Genomic DNA, 20,093 nt, shown 5'->3' with positions numbered 1-20,093 from the left:
TTTAAAAATCCTCCAATTGAGCTTCGATTGCTGCTCGTTTATTTTCTAGAAAGTCTGGTATTGCAAGTGTGTTTCCTAATTCTTCAATTGATTCATCTAGCGTAAAACCAGGTGTTGCTGTGGCTATCTCGATTTGTAACCCGTTTGGTTCTCTCACATATAAACTTTTAAAGTAGCCTCTTTCAATATATTGATCGATCGGCAGCTGTAATTGTAAAGCCTTTTGATACAACCGTTCAAGATCATCAGTTGATGCGACAGTATATGCAATATGATCAATGGATCCTCTGCCCATCCGAGATAAAGGTGTTTTTCGGCTAAAATCAATGGTTGTAAAGACACCTTGCTGAGTGTCTTGGACTTGATACGTTCGACTGGTCAACGGCAGGTCTAAAAATTCAGTCAAAAAGGAGACTGTTTCATCCGGTCGTTCAACTTTAAGTAAAATATCAAATATACCAATAATTTGGTTCGCAGCTGGGATGTCTGAATGTTTAGTCGCATTTGCAGCAAGGATCACATCATCAACTTCTATCAATGCCAGATCAAATTGATCCGAATCTTTAAAAGACAAACGATGTTGTTCCTTATCCAATGTCGTTTGAATCGAAAAGTAGGCTAAACGAGCTTTCCAATAAGGTAAAGTACCTTTGGGAATTTTTAGTGTGACAGTTGAAAAATAATTATTTTCATTATAGGCACTACCGACAGTCTTTAATTCAAAGAAAGTCAGCAGAGTTCCGGGATTTCCTTGATAGTCGCCATAGAAAAGATGACGAATAGCCGTGTTTTCTTGATTGACAGAATTTTTAACGAAACGCAAACCAAGAATAGTCGTATAAAAAAAATGATTATCTTTAGCAGACTTGGTGAAAGCCGAAATATGATGAACATTTTTGATCACTTGAGAAATCCTCCTTTCGACAAATGATTATTGCTGAATGAGAAGCTTTAAATAAACTATAACACAACGTTTAAAAGCTTACAATAAATAAGTTTAATTAGAGATAACTTAATTTGAAGTAAAATAAAAAAACTAATACAAACCTGATATCAAGTCTGTATTAGTTTTTAGTCTATCATTTTTAGTGTCGACAGGTTTAATCTAATTACTTATCCAAAATTTATTAGAAAGTAACGCAAACACACTCGGGAGCGTAAACATCTTTTTGAAGCAAAGACAAAAGCCCTGTTTCAGCATCTCTCTCAAATAAAGTCAGTTTATCTGAATCTTGATGACCAACTATTATAAATTGTTCAGTAGGGTCTAGTGCAAAGTCACGAGGAGTATTCCCTTCAGAAGCAATTAGTTGAATGCGTTCAAGTGAATTTCCTGATTCATTGATAGCATACACAGCGATCGAGTTGTGACCGCGATTAGACGAGTATAAGAACTTTCCGTCTTCAGTGATGCGCACGGCCGACCCGCTATTAAAAGCAGTATGACCTTCAGGAATGGAAGAAACAGCTTGGACCGTTTCAAATGAACCCTCAGCAGCATTGTAAGCTAACACGATAATTTCGCTAGATAATTCTCCAACAAGGTAGGCAAACTTACCATTTGGATGGAAAACTAAATGACGAGGACCGGTACCAGGACTAGCTTTATAAGTAACAGCTAGATCTAATTTTCCATCTTCGGAAACCTTGTAAGTATAAATGGTGTCTGTTCCTAGATCACAAGCAACCACGTAATGACGATCCGGTGTCAGATCAAGGTAATGTGCATGAGGTTTTGTTTGGTTTTCATGAACACTTGAACCTACATGCTGCTTAACATCTGTTAAAGTTAGGTTTCCTTTGCTGTCTGTTTTATAGACAGAGACAAACCCATCATGATAACTGGTTGTGTAAACAAGTGAGCGGTCTGCATCATAGGCAACGTAGCAAGGTGGTGCAGCATTCTCTACAATCAATTCGCTCGTTTTTTCAAAAAAGGTCGTTGTATTTTTATAAGTAGTTGCCGGTTTTTTCTTGAAAGCGGCAAGTCCGCCACCTGATTCTGTTTTACTTACAGCGTAAAGGATATCTTTTCCATTTGATAACGCAAGATACGTAGGATTACCAATTTTTGCTACCAGCTTGGCTTCTTCTAATCGTTTGGTTTTGGTGTCTAATACAATTTCATAGATACCTTCGCTGTTTCCTCTAGTATATGTTCCTAAATACATCGTTTCTTTCATTGTAAAGCCTCCTTAGTATGGTGTAACAGTTTCATTTTAAAGTATAGCATCGCTTAATGAAAGACACTTTTTAAAATCAATGAAGAAGGTTTGAAATAGCTTCATAGATTCGTTGATTGGATTGGGTATCATGATAGTAAAGCAGTGCATCTGCTTTTTGCTGATTCTTACGAGTGATTTTAAATTGATTTATGCCTATTTGTTGTAGCAAGTGAAGCAGATTTTCTTCAGAAGTTGTTACTTCACCTGGCAATTCATTTAAATAAGTAAAGTTGGAATTAAACAGTTCTTCTAAGGGAAGATTTCTAATTTCTGGCTGATAAAATAAAACCGGTTTTAAAAGAAAACTAAAATCAAAAGCAATTGGATCGGCATCCGTTATCAAAACTTTGCTGTCTTTAATCAATTGTAGAATGTCTTCTTGACTTTGAAGGACTAACGTACAATTTGCATCAGTAAAGGCTTCAATATAATGAATCATCGAAGAGGGTAGAGCAGTTACGACCTCAAGTTGGTATTGCTGAACAAAATCTGAAAATGCTGGGTTTTTCAGCAACGAAATAAAAGACAAAGCCATTTGATCAATAGTATCAGATTGATAATGTAAACCAGACTCATTTTCCATTGGGAAAATCAGTAATTGTTGCTTCATAGCTGAATCGGGTCCATCTTTTAAAAGTTCATCAAAACGCGGCAAACCTGTAATGGAAAGTTTAGCTTCTGGAAAGTTTAAGGTTTCGATCGCATAACGTTTTTCTGTTTTAGAGCTAACAAACATTAGATCCGCTTTGAAAAGCTTAGTGTTGTATTCTAACATCGTTTTCATATTTTGTGATCCCAGAACATTCTGTAGTAAAACAACCTTTTTAGCAGCTAATTCAGCTAGCCACAGAGGGTTTCGTGTTGGCATGATAGTATAAGGTTTTTCCGTTGTGATCAGCAGTTGAGCCATCAACAATGTCCAAATGTATTTTTTTGATTTGAAAATCAAAAGATGATCTTCGTCTAGGTCAGCTGCTTTAGCATAATCAGGTGACTTTCGATCAATGACATAGTAGATCTCTTTTTCTGGATGGCATTGTCTCACATAGCGGAAAAAAGCCCAACTATTATTTTTAGCTTCCATAGGTGTTTCGCCAATGACCCAGATTTCTCGTTTGCTGTAAAAAGGCCGCAAAATTGGAGCAACAAGAAAGAGCTCTTTCATATATTCAAATGTTTCCTTTTCAAAATTCGTTACCGAAAGAATGAAACTATTTGATTGACCGGTAAAATTAGGGGCTAATAGCAAGGTCGTTTTCCCGAAAGAGTAAGAAAAGTGATGGTAATCATTCTTTGCATTTGCATCATTGGGATTGGAGACGTGAATAATAGTAGGGTCAAAAAATCCATTTAGGTACAATTCAAAGTATAAATCGAAATCTTCATCATTAGAATTGCTGAAAAAAAGTTCACGTGCACATTCAGCTAAATCTAAATTAATTTGGTAGTCATAATAATTTAAATGCGTTCTATCTTCTGCATTAGTCAATTGATGATCTGAATGAATGATTTGACGATGGCCAAATTTTCTCCCAACCATAATGGTATCGATTCGATTGATTTGAATGGCTTTTGTAACAAGTGTACCTGCAAGAGTTAAGATGTGTTTTTTTAAATTAATTGAATCTATTTTTGAATCCTGAATATAGCGGACACTTCTCACGGGGATATTGACTGTAAAACAAAACCCTTGAGACTTTCTGCTAAAATAGGGATATAGGTGATGGTCACTGTCTTGAACTTCTGTCAAACCGTATGATTCATAATGATTAAAACGATCAAGCGACAAAGGTTCATCTTTTTCAATTTCTTGACCATCTATTAAATAACGAAGAGTAAAATGAAATTCGAAATGTTCCTTTGGATCTGCAGGAACATGCTTTTTAATAAACGAACGTATATCAACTGAGAACGAATACTCTCCATTAGCATCAATTGCTTTAAACGGATACTTTTCTCCAGTTTCTCTATGTAAAATGAAAAATTCTTTGAATTCAGTTGGAAAATCTTTCGTTAGAGTTACAGTTACAAGTAAATCATCCTCTTGTTTCTTTAAGATAAATGAAGGATGACGAAGTTTTTTGATTTGTTTTTCAGCTTGGTCTATTTTTAAAAGTTGCTCATTACTAGTAGAATCCATAAAATTCACCTCCATTATTGGATAGTTTATCTCAATTTATCATACCAGTCTATCCAACAGGTAGCAAACAGTATGAGTGTTTTTTTAAAGGAATAGTCAGCTTTTTTTGAGTTCAAATAGATAGCTGATGTAAGCTAGCATTTAATACCCTTTAAAAGCAAGTATATGGTAAAATAAATAAGAGTAAAGGAATTTGAAATAAGAAAGGAATGAGCATTATGTTGATCGGAACAGTAACGGCAGTCGGAGAAGATGCTATTAGAAAAAAAGATCCTATGATTATTTTATTTGGAGAAAAAGCTACAAAGGATATTCGTACTGTGGCCATTATTCAATCTTTCGAAAAAGAGGCAGGAAATATAAAATTAGAACCGGGTCATACGATTTCTTTTGATGAAAAAGTATACACGATCAAAACAGTTGGAAGTTTAGTGAATGAAAACTTAAATACAATTGGTCATGTCACACTGTCTTTTTCAGAAGTTATAAAAGATGATCAGATTGAGAGCAGCATCTATTTGTCGCCACATGAATTGCCAGAAGTAGTAGTCGGTACTAAAATAAGCTACGATGATTAATGGTAGATTTTATAGGATCAGAGGGGTGAAGGTATGGGTGAAGAAAAGCTAAAAGGAAAAACCAGAGAGAAAGTGACCTGGTTTTGGAAATGGATTTTGGACAATAAAGTTGTTTCTATTTTATTGATTTCCCTCTTGATTTTCCTGAATCTACTAGTATTTTCAAAAATTTCTTACTTGTTTTCACCAATAGGAGATTTTTTAAGCATTATTGGTTTACCAGTTATTTTTGCCGGGATCTTGTATTACTTGGTTAATCCATTAGTAGATTGGATGGAGCGAAAGAAAATTCCACGTTTACTAGGAATCGCTTGGATTTTTATTGTTATTGGAGCCTTGATTATTTGGGGCATCGCCATATTGATCCCAATCATCCAAGAGCAAACAAGCAGTATTATTGAAAATTGGCCTATTTATTTGGAAAATATTGTTTTTCAAATAGATAGTTTATTAAGGAATGATGTGATTTCTGAATTTCAATCACAATTGTCTGATTTCAACACTAATTTATTATCCAATGTTTCAGAACAAGCAGACGGTGTTTTAAATTCAACTTTTGCTAGTATTGGAAGTGTCGTTGGTGCAGTGACAAATATTGTGATTGCGATCGTTACCATGCCATTTATTCTTTTTTACTTATTAAAAGACGGTAAAAATCTCCCGTATCATTTGATGAAAATGGTACCTTCAAAAATGAGAGATGTAACTTATCAATTGTTGAGCGAAATCAATTCACAAATAAGCCAATATATACGTGGTCAATTAGTGGTAGCTTTTTTTGTTGGGCTAATGTTTTGGATAGGATTTGGAGTCATCGGATTACAATACGCCGTAACACTAGGCGTGCTAGCAGGTTTCTTGAATTTAATTCCTTACCTGGGTTCATTTTTTGCTACGATTCCAGCCGTTGTGTTTGCCTTGGTGGATTCTCCAAGTATGCTGATCAAAGTGCTGATCGTATTCGCTATCGAACAAACGATTGAAGGAAGATTCATTCAGCCACAAATTTTAGGAAACAATTTAGAAGTGCATCCTTTGACGATCATCACGGTCTTACTATCTGCTGGGAAAATCTTCGGGATTCCAGGCGTTATTCTGGGTATTCCCGGATATGCTATCATGAAAGTCATTGTTAGCCACTTTTTCAGATGGTATAAAACACATACCGGTTTATATGAAAGTGATGAAAATCCTGCTCCTTCGCCAGTCATAGCTGAAAATAAAAAATTGGAAGACTGATTTAATACTAAAAAAAAGCCAGTACCGGTTTTATGATACCCTACCCGAAAACTAGACACTCAAAAAAAAGAGTGTTTTTAGTTTTTGGGTTATTTTTTTATTTTATTTTCGTTATACTTTAATAGAATTGTTTCTAAGTGGAGGTTTCTTTGATGAGCAAAAAATTATATACAGAATATGAAATAGAGATATTGCAAAAGAATCCTAATGTAAAATCAGCATCTTCAAAAAGCATTACCTACTCACCTGTTTTTAAAATTAAAGCAGTAAAGGAAAGTAAGAGCGGAATGACCTCAACGGTCATATTTGAAAACGCTGGTCTGCCTGAAAATCTTCTAGGCAAAGGAAAAGCTCATAAATGTGTGGGTCGTTGGAAAAATAGTATGGCAATAAGAGGACAAGAAGGTTTCCATACTGAGACTCGCGGGAAAGGTACACGATCAGAAGGCGAAAAAATGGGATCTATCGAGGAGCAGTTGGAAGAAGCAAAAGCACGTATAGCTTATCTGGAAGGCAATTTGGAGTTAGTAAAAAAATTAGAATTTCAAGGAAGGAGCGTGAAAAACGAAAAAGGAAACGTTCTGAAAACCCGTGAGCGGTATGAATTAATCAATTCAATCATAAGAGAATATAGTCTTAAAGGCATGGTTAAGTCTTTGTGTGAAATTGCCGAAGTTAGTCGTAGTGGTTATTATTATTGGAAGAACAATGAGGCCACACGTTATAAGAGGTACGAACAGGACAGCAATGATTTCGAATTGCTTTATCAAGTATACATTGAGAAAAACAAATGTGGTGTAGAAGAAATAAAGATGGCATTAGAAGCTGAATATGATATCGTAATGAACCATAAAAAAATTCGAAGAATCCTTCGAATCTACGGTATCATGTCGCCCATTAGAAAAGCTAAACCTTACAAGAAAATGATGAAGGCAACACAAGAACACAAAACCAAGAAGAATCTTGTTAATCGTGATTTTGATAGAGGAACGCCTTATAAAGTATTGCTTACTGATATTACATATTTACCTTACGGTAATAGCCAAATGGCCTACCTCTCTGCCGTTAAGGATGGTGCAACAGGAGAGATCGTTGCCCACCACTTCGCTACTTCTTTAAAGATGAATTTGGTTTATCAAACTTTAGAAAAATTAGAATGTATCACAAGTGATATGCCTGATACAGAAAGATACTTGCATTCTGATCAAGGCTTCCACTACACTAATCCTACATATCAAAGTAATGTTGAAAAAATGGGATTTATACAATCCATGTCTAGAAGAGGTAACTGCTGGGATAATGCCCCAATGGAGTCCTTTTTTGGTCATATGAAGGACGTAGTCCTCTCAGAAAGACATGAAAACCTTCAGGGTTTGTGGAATTCTGTAGAAGAATATATTTCGTTTTACAATCATAGTCGTTATCAAAAAAAATTAAAGAAGATGACCCCCGTTGCTTATCGGGATCATCTTCTATGGACTGCATAATATCGTTTTTTTAAGTGTCTAGTTTAAAGGTAGTAATTCATTAAACCGGTGCTGGCTTTTTTTTAGTATTAAAATGGACTGATTAAAATGTTTTTCCTAAGGCAGTTGCTTTTTCGATTCCCACAGCCATAATATCTGCTGCTTTATCAGGTGTATGATCCATACCTTCAACAAATAATTCTTGGAAATCAGTGACACCGATATAGGTTAAAATAGTTTTCAAATATTGATTAGCAGGGTCTTTTCCACCATAAACTCCGCCATTTGCTTGAATGTGAAGAACTTTCTTATCTCCAGCAAGTCCAATTGATTCACCTTTTTCGTTGTATTTAAATGTTTTTCCAGCAACGGTGACTGTATCGACCCATGCTTTTAAACGAGTAGGAACATTTAAATTCCATAAAGGATTAGCAATAATAATTTTATCAGCATTCAAAAAGCCATTTGTGTATCCATTAAATAATGTGAGTTTTTGTTGTTTAGTTTCAGATAATTCATCAAAAGCAGTTCCACTACTAAGTTCTGACCAAGCTTGCAATAAATCACGATCAATATCGGGGATAGCTAAATCATATAAATTGATGTCTTCAATACTATCTGTAGGGTGATTTTCAATATATGATTTTACGAAAGCATCAGTTACTTGCATCGAACGAGAAGTCTTGCTATCTAGTGGATGAGCACGAACAACTAATAGTTTTGGCATAAATAAACTCCTTCTTTCACTTTTTTTTTTGAGAGCCTTTTCTTTATCATCTCTTTAGTAGTCTACTAAAGTTGATCTTAAACAGCAAGTAACAAAATGTTATTAAAAGAGAAGGTCTAGATGCAAAGAGCTGATATTTGAAAAAGAACAGGATATAATGAAAATAAACTTATTCAACTTATTAAAAGATAAAAGAAGCGTTATCAGAAAGAATATAAACGGATATGCTGACAATAAAAACCCTAAATCAAAATAACTAAAATTTGACGAAATAATTTACGAGTGAAATTCAGTTCTAATCAATAACTTGAGGAGGAGACGACATGTTTAAGTTAATAAAAAAATTGAACATTTGGGCTGTTTTTGGAGCGGTGCTATTTATGTTCATTCAAGTTATTGGAGACTTGTATCTTCCAACTTTGACCGCCGATATTATTGACAATGGTGTATCGACTGGGAACGTGGAGTATATTATTTCTGTAGGCGTTAAAATGTTGGGATTTTCATTGCTTAGTATCCTTGCTGCGCTCGTAAATGTTTATTTGGCCGCACAACAATCACAACGGTTAGGAAAAAAACTGCGTAGTGAACTTTACCGGAAAGTTTCCTATTTCTCAAATGATGAAATGGACAAAGTAGGAACATCTTCTTTACTTACAAGAACAACTAATGATGTAGAACAAATTCAATTGGTTACAATGATCATGTTGAGATTGATGATCATGGCTCCTATCATGCTAGTAGGGGCAGGAGCACTAGCCTACAGTCGTGAACCAAAATTAGCCCAGATTTTCATGTATGTCATCCCAGTATTGGTTGTTTTTATAGGACTTATTATGTATTTCTCAGTCCCATATTTCAAATCATTGCAAAAGAAAACAGACAACTTAAATCTAGTCTTTCGCGAAGGACTGACAGGTATCCGGGTCATTCGCGCATTTAATCGGAATGAGTCTGAAACGAGACGGTTTGATGAAGCTAACAAATCGTTTGCTGAAACATCTATTAAAGCTCAAACGATTTTGAGCTTATTGTTTCCAACAATGACTTTGATCGTCAGTGTAACGAATATTGCTATTATTTGGTTTGGTGGAGCCTATATCAGCACTGGGGATATGGAAGTTGGGAATTTAGTTACTTTTATGACCTATGCAATGCAAATCTTAATAAGCGTCATGATGTTGGCGATGGTCTTTATTTTTATTCCGCGAGGACAAGTCTCAGCAGCACGCATCAATGAAGTTTTAGCGATGGAAAGTAAAATACAAGATCCAAAAAAGCCAATTGCTATTGAAAAACAGACGATGGGAGTGCTAGCATTTGAAAATGTGAATTTCCGTTATTCAGGAGCAGAAAAATTAGCGTTAGAAGGAATCAATTTTAAAGGTTTAAAAGGTGAAGTGGTCGCAATCATTGGAGGAACAGGTTCTGGTAAATCAACTATCGCAAATCTGATCACACGTTTTTATGATATTGAATCAGGAAGTATCAAGATCAATGGTGTTGATATCCGGAAAATGGAGCAGACAGCATTGCGCAGTCTTATAGGATATGCGCCGCAAAAAGCATTGCTTTTCACAGGAACGATTCGTGAAAATTTACAATACGGAAAACCAGATGCAACAGATGCAGAAATGTGGCATGCGTTAAAAATTGCTCAAGCAGCGGACTTTGTATTGGAGTTGCCTAAAGGCTTAGATGCGGTAGTTGAACAAGGTGGAGGGAATTTCTCTGGTGGGCAAAAGCAACGATTAAATATCGCTAGAGCATTAGTCGCAAAAGCCGATATATTGATCTTTGACGATTCTTTTTCCGCACTTGATTTTAAAACGGATGCAGCTTTAAGGAAAGCTTTGCTTCCAGAAACGAGAAATTCAGTGGTCTTGATTATTGCTCAAAGAATTAGTTCGGTCATACAAGCCGACACGATACTTGTTTTAGAAGAAGGGAAATTGGTCGGCAAAGGAACACATGAGGAATTAAAGCTGACAAATAAAACATACCAAGAAATAATGAGATCTCAAATGAGTGAGGAGGAGATGTCATGAGCAAAAACAATCCTGATCCAACTAAACCAGTTCGCGCAATCAAACCGAAAAATTTTTGGAAGACATTGATCAGATTGCTTGGTTATATGTCTACTCGTTCTTTGGCGCTCATAATAATATTACTCTTAGCCGTTAGTGCGATCGTTTTACAAACTCGAACGCCAAAGATTTTAGGAGCAGCGACAACTGAAATTTTCAGAGGTGTAATGGAAGGTATGCGATTGCGTCAAGCAGGGCAAGAAGTTGAGCTGTTACCCATTGATTTTGAATTGATCACAAGTATTTTGACAACTGTTGCGATCTTTTATGTATTTTCAGCCATTTTCAGCTACTTTCAACAATTCACAATGACTCGTGTGGCGCAAAGAACGGTATATGATTTGCGAAATGACTTAAAAGATAAAATGAACCGCGTTCCAATGCACTACTATGACACGCATTCAAACGGAGATATCATGTCTCGCGCTGTAAATGACATGGATCAAATCGCCAATACATTGCAGCAAACCCTCACACAATTTATCAATAGTGTGGTCACCTTTTTTGCTGTCCTCTATATGATGCTCACTATCAATGGAACGTTGACCTTAGTCACGTTGATCACTGTTCCCGTAAGCGCTGTAGCGATTGGTTTAATTGCTCCAAGATCACAAAAATTATTTGCAGCTCAGCAAAAAAGGTTAGGGCTGTTAAATGATCAAGTTGAAGAGACTTATGCCGGACACATTGTCGTAAAAACCTACAATCAAGAAGAGCATGAAATCCTAAAGTTTGAAGAAAAAAATGATCAACTCTTCCAAGCTTCACGAAAAGCTCAGTTCTTATCGGGTATCATCATGCCATTGATGGTTTTTATTCGGAACTTAGGCTACCTAGGTGTTGCTACAGTAGGTGGGGTTTTTGTTGCAAATGGCGTAGTGACCTTAGGGAATGTTCAAGCTATGTTGCAATATACAAACCAATTCAATCAGCCTATTCGCGAAATGGCCAATCTGATCAATATGATCCAAGCAACGATCGCATCAGCTGAACGTGTTTTTGAGGTGCTAGATGAAGCTGAGATGACTAATGAAACTTCATCTATAAAGCCTGTGGAACATTCGCCTTACAAAGTCCAATTTGAGCATGTTCAATTTGGCTATGGGGGTAAAGATGAGCCACTATTGATGAAAGACTTTAATTTAAACGTTGAAGAAGGACAAATGGTCGCCATTGTTGGCCCAACAGGGGCAGGAAAGTCCACTTTGATCAATCTGCTGGAGCGCTTTTATGATGTGAGTGGCGGAAGCATCAAAATTGATGGAGTTGATACGCGAGATTTTACAAGAGAAGAAGTGCGGTCGCGTTTTGCGATGGTTTTGCAAGATACCTGGCTATTCAATGGGACGATTCTTGATAATATTCGTTATGGTAGTGCTGAATATGGTCAAGATGACGAACGTGTTTACAATTCAGCTAAAGCAGCGCACGTAGATGAATTCGTGCGTAAACTGCCAAAGGGGTATGAGACTATGCTTAATGAAGAAGCGAGCAACATTTCATCAGGTCAAAGACAATTGATCACGATTGCTCGGGCTTTTTTAGCTGATCCAGAAATTTTGATCCTAGATGAAGCCACGTCGAGTGTTGATACGCGGACTGAAGTACTGATTCAAAAAGCGATGAGAAAGCTGCTGAAAAACAGAACTAGTTTTGTCGTGGCTCACCGTCTTTCAACTATTCGCGAGGCGGATAATATTGTTGTGATGGATCAGGGAGATGTAATTGAAACAGGGACTCATGATGAGTTGATGGCTCAAAACGGCTTCTATGCCGATCTTTACAACAGTCAATTTGTCTAATAAGAGGTTAGTTGATCAATACCTCTTTTCTTGGGTGTCTAAAAATAAGCCACTTGTTTTGCTTTTATTTTTACTAAAATCTGCTAAACTAATAATAGAAGTTTTTATAAAAAAGGAGGCCCACAGATGACGGAAATCAAAAGAATCACAACTGGAAGAATTGCAGAAAATTGTTACGTTATCTACCAGAAAGGAAAAGCATTGATCGTTGATCCTGGAGATGAATTTGTAGTGATAAAAAGAGCATTAGATGAATTGAAAGTGGTACCTGTTGCTATTTTATTGACGCATACACATTATGATCATATTGGTGCATTAGAAGAAGCTAGAAAAATGTATTCTATTCCAGTTTATGTTAGTGGTTTAGAGCATGCTTGGCTTGGAAATCCTATTTTGAATCTTTCCATTAATTCAGGACATCCGTTTACAACGGAGCCTGCCGAATACGAATTTGAATTATTCAAGACATATGATATTGCAGGATTTCAATTTGAAGTTGTTCCAACTCCAGGGCATTCACCGGGCGGAGTCAGTTTTATATTTGATGATTTTGTTGTTTCTGGTGATGCACTATTCAAAGGAAGTATTGGAAGAGCTGATTTAACAGGCAGTGATCTAGGAGCATTACTAAAAGGGATCAAAGAGCAGCTCTTTACTTTGCCTGATAATATGCGGGTTTATCCAGGTCATGGAGATGACACGACTATTGGATATGAAAAAAGGACCAATCCTTTTTTTAGGTAAGCTTAATTTTCAAATGCTAACATTATCTATTAAACTACTGAATTAAAAAGGTTCTATGTCAAATGGTGTGGACACCTTAAAAAGAAATTTCTTCTGGAATAACGGTTTTGCTTGTGGAGAGCCATGGGAACACCTGAAACCTAAAAGAAAGTTGTCATGGTTGTTGCTGCTTTAGCAGCTTACAAACAGGATACACTTGGGCGTTATTTGCCCACAGTGCTTCATTTTAGGCTACAAGCAAACCCTATTCCGCCAAAAATTTCAGGTGAATGATCAACTGATCTATTAATACCAAAATTATATAGTAAAAAAAACTGAGACAATTTAATTTGTCTCAGTTTTTTTTAGCTATCTAAATCGATTTAGGGTCCCTGTGCCATAAAAAACCACCTTAGCGGGAAACGCTAAGGTGGAAAGGGTAAGGTTTCTTTTTACTTTGGAGGAGTAAAAAAGAAATATAAAGAAGTTGGTTTTTGTTTTGGTATATTCATAGTATAGTACTCAATTATGAAAAAAGTATGACGAAAAAACACAAATTAAGTGAAATCTGCTTATTTAAGATATGACAATATAAAAAATAGCACAAATCCCTTTATTTAGAAGTATTAAAAAAACTTGCAAATAAAATTCTTTCTATGTATACTTATTAAAAGTAAGTGAAAAAGAAGGATTTTTAGTTGAATGATAATAAAAAGTAAAAGGAAAAGAGGAATAAATAAATGACTTTATCAGCGAAAACAATCATTGGAAAAGTGGTATTAAATGTTGAAAGTATGGAGAAAATGAAAAAATTCTATACAACGATCATTGGACTAGAAATTAAAAATGAAACTGAACATTTGCTTCAATTAGGAGCATTAGGTGATAAACAAGTTATATTAGAATTACAGCCGGTTCCAACCATCGGAGAAAAACCAAGTGCAACTGGTATGTATCATATGGCCTTTTTGTTGCCAACACGTAAAGACTTAGGAGAAATTTTTTATCACATTTTAGCATCAAAGTATCCATTGACTGGTGCAAGCGACCATGGGTACAGTGAAGCATTGTATTTAGATGATCCAGAAGGAAATGGAATTGAAATTTATAGAGATAAGCCAAAATCAATGTGGGATATTAGAGAAGACGGACAAATCGTTGGAGTAACAGAGGCGATGGATGCAGACGGTGTTATTGGAGAAGCTAAACAGGCCTTTCAAGGAATGCCTAAAGGAACCTATATGGGGCACGTTCATTTGTTTGTAGCAGAATTAGAAGAAACAGAAAAATTTTACAACGATATTTTAGGTTTTGATTTGAAATTTAAATTTGGTCCTCAAGCTAAATTTTTCGCGGCAGGAGAGTACCATCACCAGATCGCGGCCAATGTCTGGGCTGGAAAAAACATTCCGGCAGCTCAAAAAGGCTTAAGAGGCTTAGCTTACTTTACAATCGTTGTTTCATCATCTGATGAATTAGCACAAATAAAAGAAAAACTCGATGCAAAAAATTATAGTTATCAATTAGATGAAGCAACACAAACCCTTTCTTTAGAAGATACAAATGGAATAGCCATAAAAATCACAACAACCGACTAATAAAGAGTCAAACCGGCAAGCAGTTTGCCGGTTTTTTTGTGTTTTACGATAAAAGAAACGGCTAAACTCAGTGTAGAAGAAAATGACCTATTCGATTATAATGAACTATGAAGAAGCGAATCTAGATTTATTAGGAAGAAGAGCAGTAGAAAGGATAATAAAATGTATCCAAAAACAAAAAAAATGATCCAGCAATTGATCGAAGACGAAGTAATACCAGGAGCAAATTTTGGTTTTATCACAACTAATGAACGACTAGAATACCATGCAGGATCAGCTGCAATTTTACCAAAAAGAGAAGCTATCAAAGAAAATCAGGTTTATGATGTTGCCTCATTAACAAAAGTGTTCTTAACAGCGACTATCTTCTTGCAATTATGGCAGGAAGGAAAATTAGCTCCAGATGATAAGGTCAGCCGTTATTTGACAGATTTCACAGATCAAAAAGTGACCCTAAGGCATTTATTGACTCATACGTCCGGTATAGAAGGCTATATTCCAAATCGAAATACTTTATCTGCAAGTGAGTTGCGAGAAGCCATTCTCCATTTGCCAGTTGGAAAGCTCTTTGAAAAAGAAGTTCGCTACACGGATATAGGGTTCATCTTGTTAGGTTTTATTATTGAAGTAATCGAAAAAGACAGTTTAGATAATGTCTTTGCTGGACGCATCAGCGGACCTTTGAATTTAACGGATTCGTCCTATCATCCTCGAGACAAACAAGCATGTGCTCCAACAGAAATGGACCCCAAAAGAGGAATGATAAGAGGTGATGTCCATGACCCTAAAGCTTATATACTTGGAAATCATTGCGGAAGTGCAGGCTTATTTTCAACGCTAACAGACTGTTTGACCTTTAGCCAAATGATTTTGAATAGAGGAGAACTCAATAGAAAACGTATTCTTAATGAAAAAACTGTGCTATTATTATTAAAAGACTGGACACCAAATGGTAAATTAAACCGATCGTTAGGCTGGGATATAAAGACCAAAGGTAGTAAAAACTATTTGTTTCATACTGGATTTACAGGAACTTTTATTATATTAGATATCTTGCAGAAAACGGCCTTTGTATTTTTATCTAATCGTGTCCATCCAACGAATGACAACAAATCGGATTACCTTAACCAGCGTGATCGTTTAGTAGACTGTTACTTAGCTGAAAAGGAAACAATGAAGAATCAAATAGATTTTAGGAGGAGTAAAAGCGATGAATGAACCTTTACTATTAAAACCTGTTTTACAAGAAAAAATCTGGGGTGGTAAAAAACTGCGTGAGGTTTTTGGCTATGATTTACCAAGTGATAAAACGGGAGAAGCATGGGCAATAAGTGCCCACCCTAATGGTCCGAGTTTAGTAGAAAATGGACCATATAAAGGCCTGACCCTAGCTGAGGTATGGGATCAGCATCGTGAAGTATTTGGGAACGCAGAAGGAGAAGTTTTTCCTTTGTTAACCAAGATTTTGGATGCTGCTGATGATTTATCTGTACAAGTTCATCCAGATGATCGATACGGTATGGAGCATGAAGGCGAATTAGGTAAAACAGAGTGCTGGTATGTCATTGATGCTGATAAAGGTGCGGAAATCATTTATGGTCACCACGCTCAGACAAAAGAAGAATTAGAACAAATGATTATCGACGGCAAATGGGATGAACTACTGCGTCGCATAGAAGTTGAAAAAGGCGACTTTTTCTACGTCCCAAGCGGAACGATCCATGCAATCGGTGGAGGGATCACGATTCTTGAAACCCAACAATCCAGTGATACGACTTACCGGGTGTACGATTATGACCGTAAAGATGACCAAGGAAATTTAAGAGAATTACACATTAAACAATCGGTGGATGTAACGACTGTCCCTCATGTAGATTCGACTCCTGAAACAAGGATAGAAAAACAAGAAGAGGCAACGATCACAACGCTAGTGAAGACTTCATTTTTTGACGTCTACAAATGGGAAGTGAAGGGTAAAGCTGATTTTAACGCAACAGCTCCTTACACTCTTGTCAGCGTGGTAGAAGGAAACGGTAAATTGATCGTTGAAGCAGGAGAGTATCCACTGAAAAAAGGAACCCACTTGATATTGCCAAATGATATCAAAAAATGGACAATCGAAGGCGAACTAAAAATCATCGCATCAAACAACTAGGATGTGGAGAGACCCTGAAAGACATGAAGTAAAAATAGGAAATCACAGAGAAGATGTTTCATCTTCGGCGGGATTTATCTTTTTTTACAAGATGTCTGGGTCTCGCAACTCAACTAAAAAACAGGATGTGGAGAGTCTTGTTTATCTCGACTAGAAAACAGGAAAATCTCTACGGGGCTGGAACATCCTCGTAGAGATTTTCTCATTATTGAGTAGTAAGAGGACAAAGAAGATGAGAATTAAAGATTGTTTGTCCAGTTTGCCTGGTAAGAGGACAAAGAAGATGGGAATTAAAGTTTGTTTGTCTAGTTTGTCTGGTAAGAGGACAAAGAAGATGGGAATTAAAGATTGTTCGTCCAGTTTGCCTAGTAAGTGGACGAACACGCTACGATTGAGCAGTAGTTTGTCTAGATAATCGTTCATGAACATAAGAAAAACAAAAAAGAGTTTGAAAAATGACAAAATCATTTTTCAAACTCTTTTCTGTTAACCGAATAATGCTTCTGCTTCTTTAGGGAAGCGTTTTTTGACAACTTCTTTTAGGATACGATCCGTCAATGTGGTGTTACGAACTAACAAGGGTCCATGGAAGTATGAGCAATACGTTTGTTTGTAATGAGCACCTTCTGTTTTATCTTCTCCGTTGTTGCCGTGACCCATTTCCACGATACCTAAAGGTTTTACCCCTTCGCCAAGGAAAGTACGGCCATTATGATTTTCAAATCCTTTATACGTTTCGCCGAACTCATTATTTTTGATGACGATATCGCCAATAAAACGATTGTTGTCTTGGTTCAATGTATAGTGGTTCAAAGCGCCAATACCATTGATACGATTTCCGGCAGCATCAACATAATAGTGTCCTAACAATTGAAAGCCACCACAAATACCGACTGTGACACCATCATTTTCAATGTATTTAATAATGGCCTCTTTTTTAGTTTGGATATCTTTAGAAACGATCCGTTGCTCATAATCCTGTCCGCCACCGAAGAAAACTAAATCATATTTATCCGCATCAAATGGGTCATTTAAACTTATAATTTCGATATTAAAGTGAATACCTCTTTTTTTAGCACGGTGTTTTAGCATTAATAAGTTGCCATTATCGCCATAAGTATTCAACAGATCACCGTAAAGATGACAAACATTTAATTCAATCATCTTACATACCTCCCTCAATATACCCTTGATTAGCTAACTCTTTACGCAATTGCAAGACTGCGGTATAAGTAGCCAGAACGTATATTTTTTTCGTTGGAGCATTTTTAAAGTTCTTGATTATTTCAGGGATACTTGGAATAACTTGAAGTTCTTCCTCAGGGATCCCAGCTACTTCTAAGCGAGCAGTGATGTCTTCGACACGTTCACCGCCAACAGTCACTTCTTTTACATTAAGGTCTTTAACGATCTCATAATTCGCATCCCAGATCCAGCTAACGTCTGTTCCATCAGCGTAATTTGCGTTTAAAATAGAAACAAGAGAGAACGGTTCTGGATCAAGTTGAATCATTTCTAATACTTGATTTAACCCAACCGGATTTTTCACCAAGTTGATAGTCACTTCTTTATCTTCGATCTGAATGACTTCTTGACGGCCAAAAATGCGTTTTGATGCGGCAAATCCGGCACGAATTTGATCCGTAGAAACATCTAAAATACGGCCGACACTGTATGCGGCTAAAGCGTTGTAAATATTGTATTGTCCGCCGATCTTAATTTCAAATTCTTCACCATCAATTTCAAAACGAGAAGATTGGTGGTCCATGTGAGACAAGTTGGTTAAACGATAAGTTAGATCTGGACGCTTGAAATCGCAATTCGGACAATAGTATTTTCCGAGATTACTATAAGTTAAAAATTTGTAATGTAAAATATTATTGCACTGTGGGCACAATACGCCATCGGTATTGTAATGAGCTTTCAATTCACCATCTGGAAGATGGTCAAAACCAAAGTAAACGCGTTTATTAACGGTCTCTTTAGAATTGAAAATAGGCGCATCACCATTGCTGACGATCAAAGCATTAGGTGCTAAAGCGGCACCATTCAGCATCATTTGATAAGTGGTGTAAATTTCACCGTAACGGTCCATTTGATCACGAAAAACATTTGTAAAGATGATAGCTTTCGGCTTAATGTATTTCGTAACATGGATCAAGCTGGCTTCATCGACTTCAAGAACAGCCGCTTTTTTTTCAGTGTTTTTAGTGTAAGAGTGATGTTCAAGAAAAGTTGAAATAATTCCTTGCAGCATATTTGCTCCAGTGGGATTTGTAATGATTTCAGGATATTTTTGTTTCAAAACTTGATAGGTCAAAGCGGTCGTCAAAGTTTTACCATTTGTTCCAGTAACAATGACTACATCATAATTTCTTGATAAAGTACCTAACACAGTAGGGTCCATTTTTTGTGTTAGCTGACCAGGGTAACTACTTCCACCTTTAAGAAAAGTATGAAGTCCCCATCTAGTTGTTCTTCCTACTGCAATGGCAAATGCACTACGTATACTCAATTGAGGTTCCTCCAATTACTAAAAATACTTTTTTTGCTACTTTAGATATTTTAGCACATATTTCTCGTGAAATTGTTAAAAATTACCTAACTTATCCATTTAAGGGTAAAATCAGGTTGGAATTTATCTTTTTTCTACTATTTAGCGTGAAAAAATCTTCTATTATAAAGTAGGGAGAGAGGCTTCACTTTTGGTTGATTTTAACGTATAATTGACAGTGGATTCCTACGAGAGAAAAGAGGAAAAACAATATGGCCCAACTTTTTTTTAAATACGGAGCAATGAACAGTGGAAAGACGATTGAAATTTTGAAGGTAGCATATAATTACGAAGAACAAAACAAACCGGTAGCAATCATGACAAGCGGTTTAGATGATCGAGATGAGATTGGTTTAGTATCAAGTCGAATCGGGTTAAGACGCGAAGGTATTGCTATATTTGAAGAAACGAATATTTTTGAAACGATAAGCGCATTAAAGGATGTTCCAGCATGTGTATTGATCGATGAATCGCAATTTTTGACCAAAGAACATGTGCTTCAACTAGCCCGTATTGTAGACGAATTAGAAATTCCAGTAATGGCATTCGGATTGAAAAATGACTTTAAAAATGAATTGTTCGAAGGGTCAGAATATCTATTGCTATACGCAGATAAGATTGAAGAAATGAAAACAATTTGTTGGTATTGTCATAAAAAAGCAATAATGAACATGCGTATGATCGATGGTGAGCCCGTCTATTCAGGCGAACAAATCCAAATAGGGGGCAATGAAAGTTATTTTCCGGTATGTCGTAAACATTACTTCAATCCGCTATTGAAGGACGATTTGTAGCGTTC

16 protein-coding genes are annotated in these 20,093 nt (G+C 36.3%); 10 read left to right on the top strand and 6 right to left on the bottom strand.

Annotated elements, in window-relative coordinates:
• Window position 1: 1 nt before the first annotated feature.
• The 3 genes from BR50_RS02240 to BR50_RS02230 form a co-directional block, all read right to left on the bottom strand.
• Window positions 2-904: a VOC family protein gene (locus BR50_RS02240; protein WP_034545804.1), complete on the bottom strand. Its 903-nt coding sequence runs from the start codon at window positions 902-904 to the stop codon at window positions 2-4.
• 223 nt (window positions 905-1,127) lie between these two features.
• On the bottom strand, window positions 1,128-2,183 hold the full coding sequence (locus tag BR50_RS02235; RefSeq protein ID WP_034545802.1) for a lactonase family protein: 1,056 nt from the start codon (window positions 2,181-2,183) through the stop codon (window positions 1,128-1,130).
• Window positions 2,184-2,259: 76 nt separating this feature from the next.
• Window positions 2,260-4,365 carry a CDP-glycerol--glycerophosphate glycerophosphotransferase gene (locus tag BR50_RS02230; RefSeq protein ID WP_034545800.1) on the bottom strand — a complete coding sequence of 702 codons (2,106 nt, stop codon included), beginning with the start codon at window positions 4,363-4,365 and terminating at the stop codon, window positions 2,260-2,262.
• Between the two features lie 218 nt (window positions 4,366-4,583).
• Here BR50_RS02230 and BR50_RS02225 point away from each other — a divergent pair, with 218 nt between their 5' ends.
• The 3 genes from BR50_RS02225 (at window position 4,584) to BR50_RS12530 (ending at window position 7,669) form a co-directional block, all read left to right on the top strand.
• Window positions 4,584-4,943: a PTS glucitol/sorbitol transporter subunit IIA gene (locus tag BR50_RS02225; RefSeq protein ID WP_034545798.1), complete on the top strand. Its 360-nt coding sequence runs from the start codon at window positions 4,584-4,586 to the stop codon at window positions 4,941-4,943.
• Between the two features lie 33 nt (window positions 4,944-4,976).
• On the top strand, window positions 4,977-6,182 hold the full coding sequence (locus BR50_RS02220; protein ID WP_034545796.1) for an AI-2E family transporter: 1,206 nt from the start codon (window positions 4,977-4,979) through the stop codon (window positions 6,180-6,182).
• Window positions 6,183-6,334: 152 nt separating this feature from the next.
• The gene (locus BR50_RS12530) at window positions 6,335-7,669 is read left to right on the top strand and encodes an IS3 family transposase (protein ID WP_034545794.1); all 1,335 of its coding nucleotides are present in this window, start codon (window positions 6,335-6,337) and stop codon (window positions 7,667-7,669) included.
• An 82-nt stretch (window positions 7,670-7,751) separates the two neighbouring features.
• Here the strand turns inward: BR50_RS12530 and BR50_RS02210 are convergent, their stop codons facing one another.
• Window positions 7,752-8,375 carry an NAD(P)H-dependent oxidoreductase gene (locus BR50_RS02210; RefSeq protein WP_034545792.1) on the bottom strand — a complete coding sequence of 208 codons (624 nt, stop codon included), beginning with the start codon at window positions 8,373-8,375 and terminating at the stop codon, window positions 7,752-7,754.
• 323 nt (window positions 8,376-8,698) lie between these two features.
• Between BR50_RS02210 and BR50_RS02205 the strand changes: the two genes are divergently transcribed.
• From BR50_RS02205 to manA, 6 genes are all read left to right on the top strand, one after another.
• Complete coding sequence (locus tag BR50_RS02205; protein ID WP_034545789.1) at window positions 8,699-10,423, top strand: ABC transporter ATP-binding protein; 1,725 nt, start codon at window positions 8,699-8,701, stop codon at window positions 10,421-10,423.
• The gene (locus tag BR50_RS02200; RefSeq protein WP_034545786.1) at window positions 10,420-12,264 is read left to right on the top strand and encodes an ABC transporter ATP-binding protein; all 1,845 of its coding nucleotides are present in this window, start codon (window positions 10,420-10,422) and stop codon (window positions 12,262-12,264) included. The genes BR50_RS02205 and BR50_RS02200 overlap by 4 nt, the downstream gene beginning before the upstream one ends.
• A 126-nt stretch (window positions 12,265-12,390) precedes the next feature.
• Window positions 12,391-13,008, top strand: a complete 618-nt coding sequence (locus BR50_RS02195) for an MBL fold metallo-hydrolase (protein WP_034545783.1) — start codon at window positions 12,391-12,393, stop codon at window positions 13,006-13,008.
• A 719-nt stretch (window positions 13,009-13,727) separates the two neighbouring features.
• Complete coding sequence (locus tag BR50_RS02190; RefSeq protein ID WP_034545780.1) at window positions 13,728-14,585, top strand: VOC family protein; 858 nt, start codon at window positions 13,728-13,730, stop codon at window positions 14,583-14,585.
• 162 nt (window positions 14,586-14,747) lie between these two features.
• On the top strand, window positions 14,748-15,803 hold the full coding sequence (locus BR50_RS02185; protein ID WP_034545776.1) for a serine hydrolase domain-containing protein: 1,056 nt from the start codon (window positions 14,748-14,750) through the stop codon (window positions 15,801-15,803).
• Entirely contained in the window at window positions 15,796-16,740 is a 945-nt protein-coding gene (gene manA / locus BR50_RS02180; RefSeq protein WP_034545773.1) for a mannose-6-phosphate isomerase, class I, read from the top strand. Before BR50_RS02185 ends, manA begins: the two co-directional genes overlap by 8 nt.
• Before the next feature lie 486 nt (window positions 16,741-17,226).
• Here manA and BR50_RS02170 read toward each other — a convergent pair whose 3' ends face one another.
• Together BR50_RS02170 and BR50_RS02165 are read right to left on the bottom strand one after the other, a co-directional pair.
• On the bottom strand, window positions 17,227-17,904 hold the full coding sequence (locus tag BR50_RS02170; RefSeq protein ID WP_034545769.1) for a type 1 glutamine amidotransferase: 678 nt from the start codon (window positions 17,902-17,904) through the stop codon (window positions 17,227-17,229).
• A 1-nt stretch (window position 17,905) separates the two neighbouring features.
• Window positions 17,906-19,255: a Mur ligase family protein gene (locus BR50_RS02165; protein ID WP_034545767.1), complete on the bottom strand. Its 1,350-nt coding sequence runs from the start codon at window positions 19,253-19,255 to the stop codon at window positions 17,906-17,908.
• A 251-nt stretch (window positions 19,256-19,506) separates the two neighbouring features.
• On the opposite strand from BR50_RS02165, the gene BR50_RS02160 reads away from it, so the two are divergent.
• Window positions 19,507-20,088 (top strand): thymidine kinase, encoded by a 582-nt coding sequence (locus BR50_RS02160; RefSeq protein WP_034545765.1) that lies wholly within the window; start codon window positions 19,507-19,509, stop codon window positions 20,086-20,088.
• Window positions 20,089-20,093: the final 5 nt, after the last annotated feature.

Source organism: Carnobacterium alterfunditum DSM 5972, assembly GCF_000744115.1.
Taxonomy (GTDB): Bacteria; Bacillota; Bacilli; order Lactobacillales; family Carnobacteriaceae; genus Carnobacterium_B; species Carnobacterium_B alterfunditum.
The sequence above is the reverse complement of the archived record's forward strand: the minus strand, read 5'-3'. Positions and strand labels throughout refer to the sequence as shown.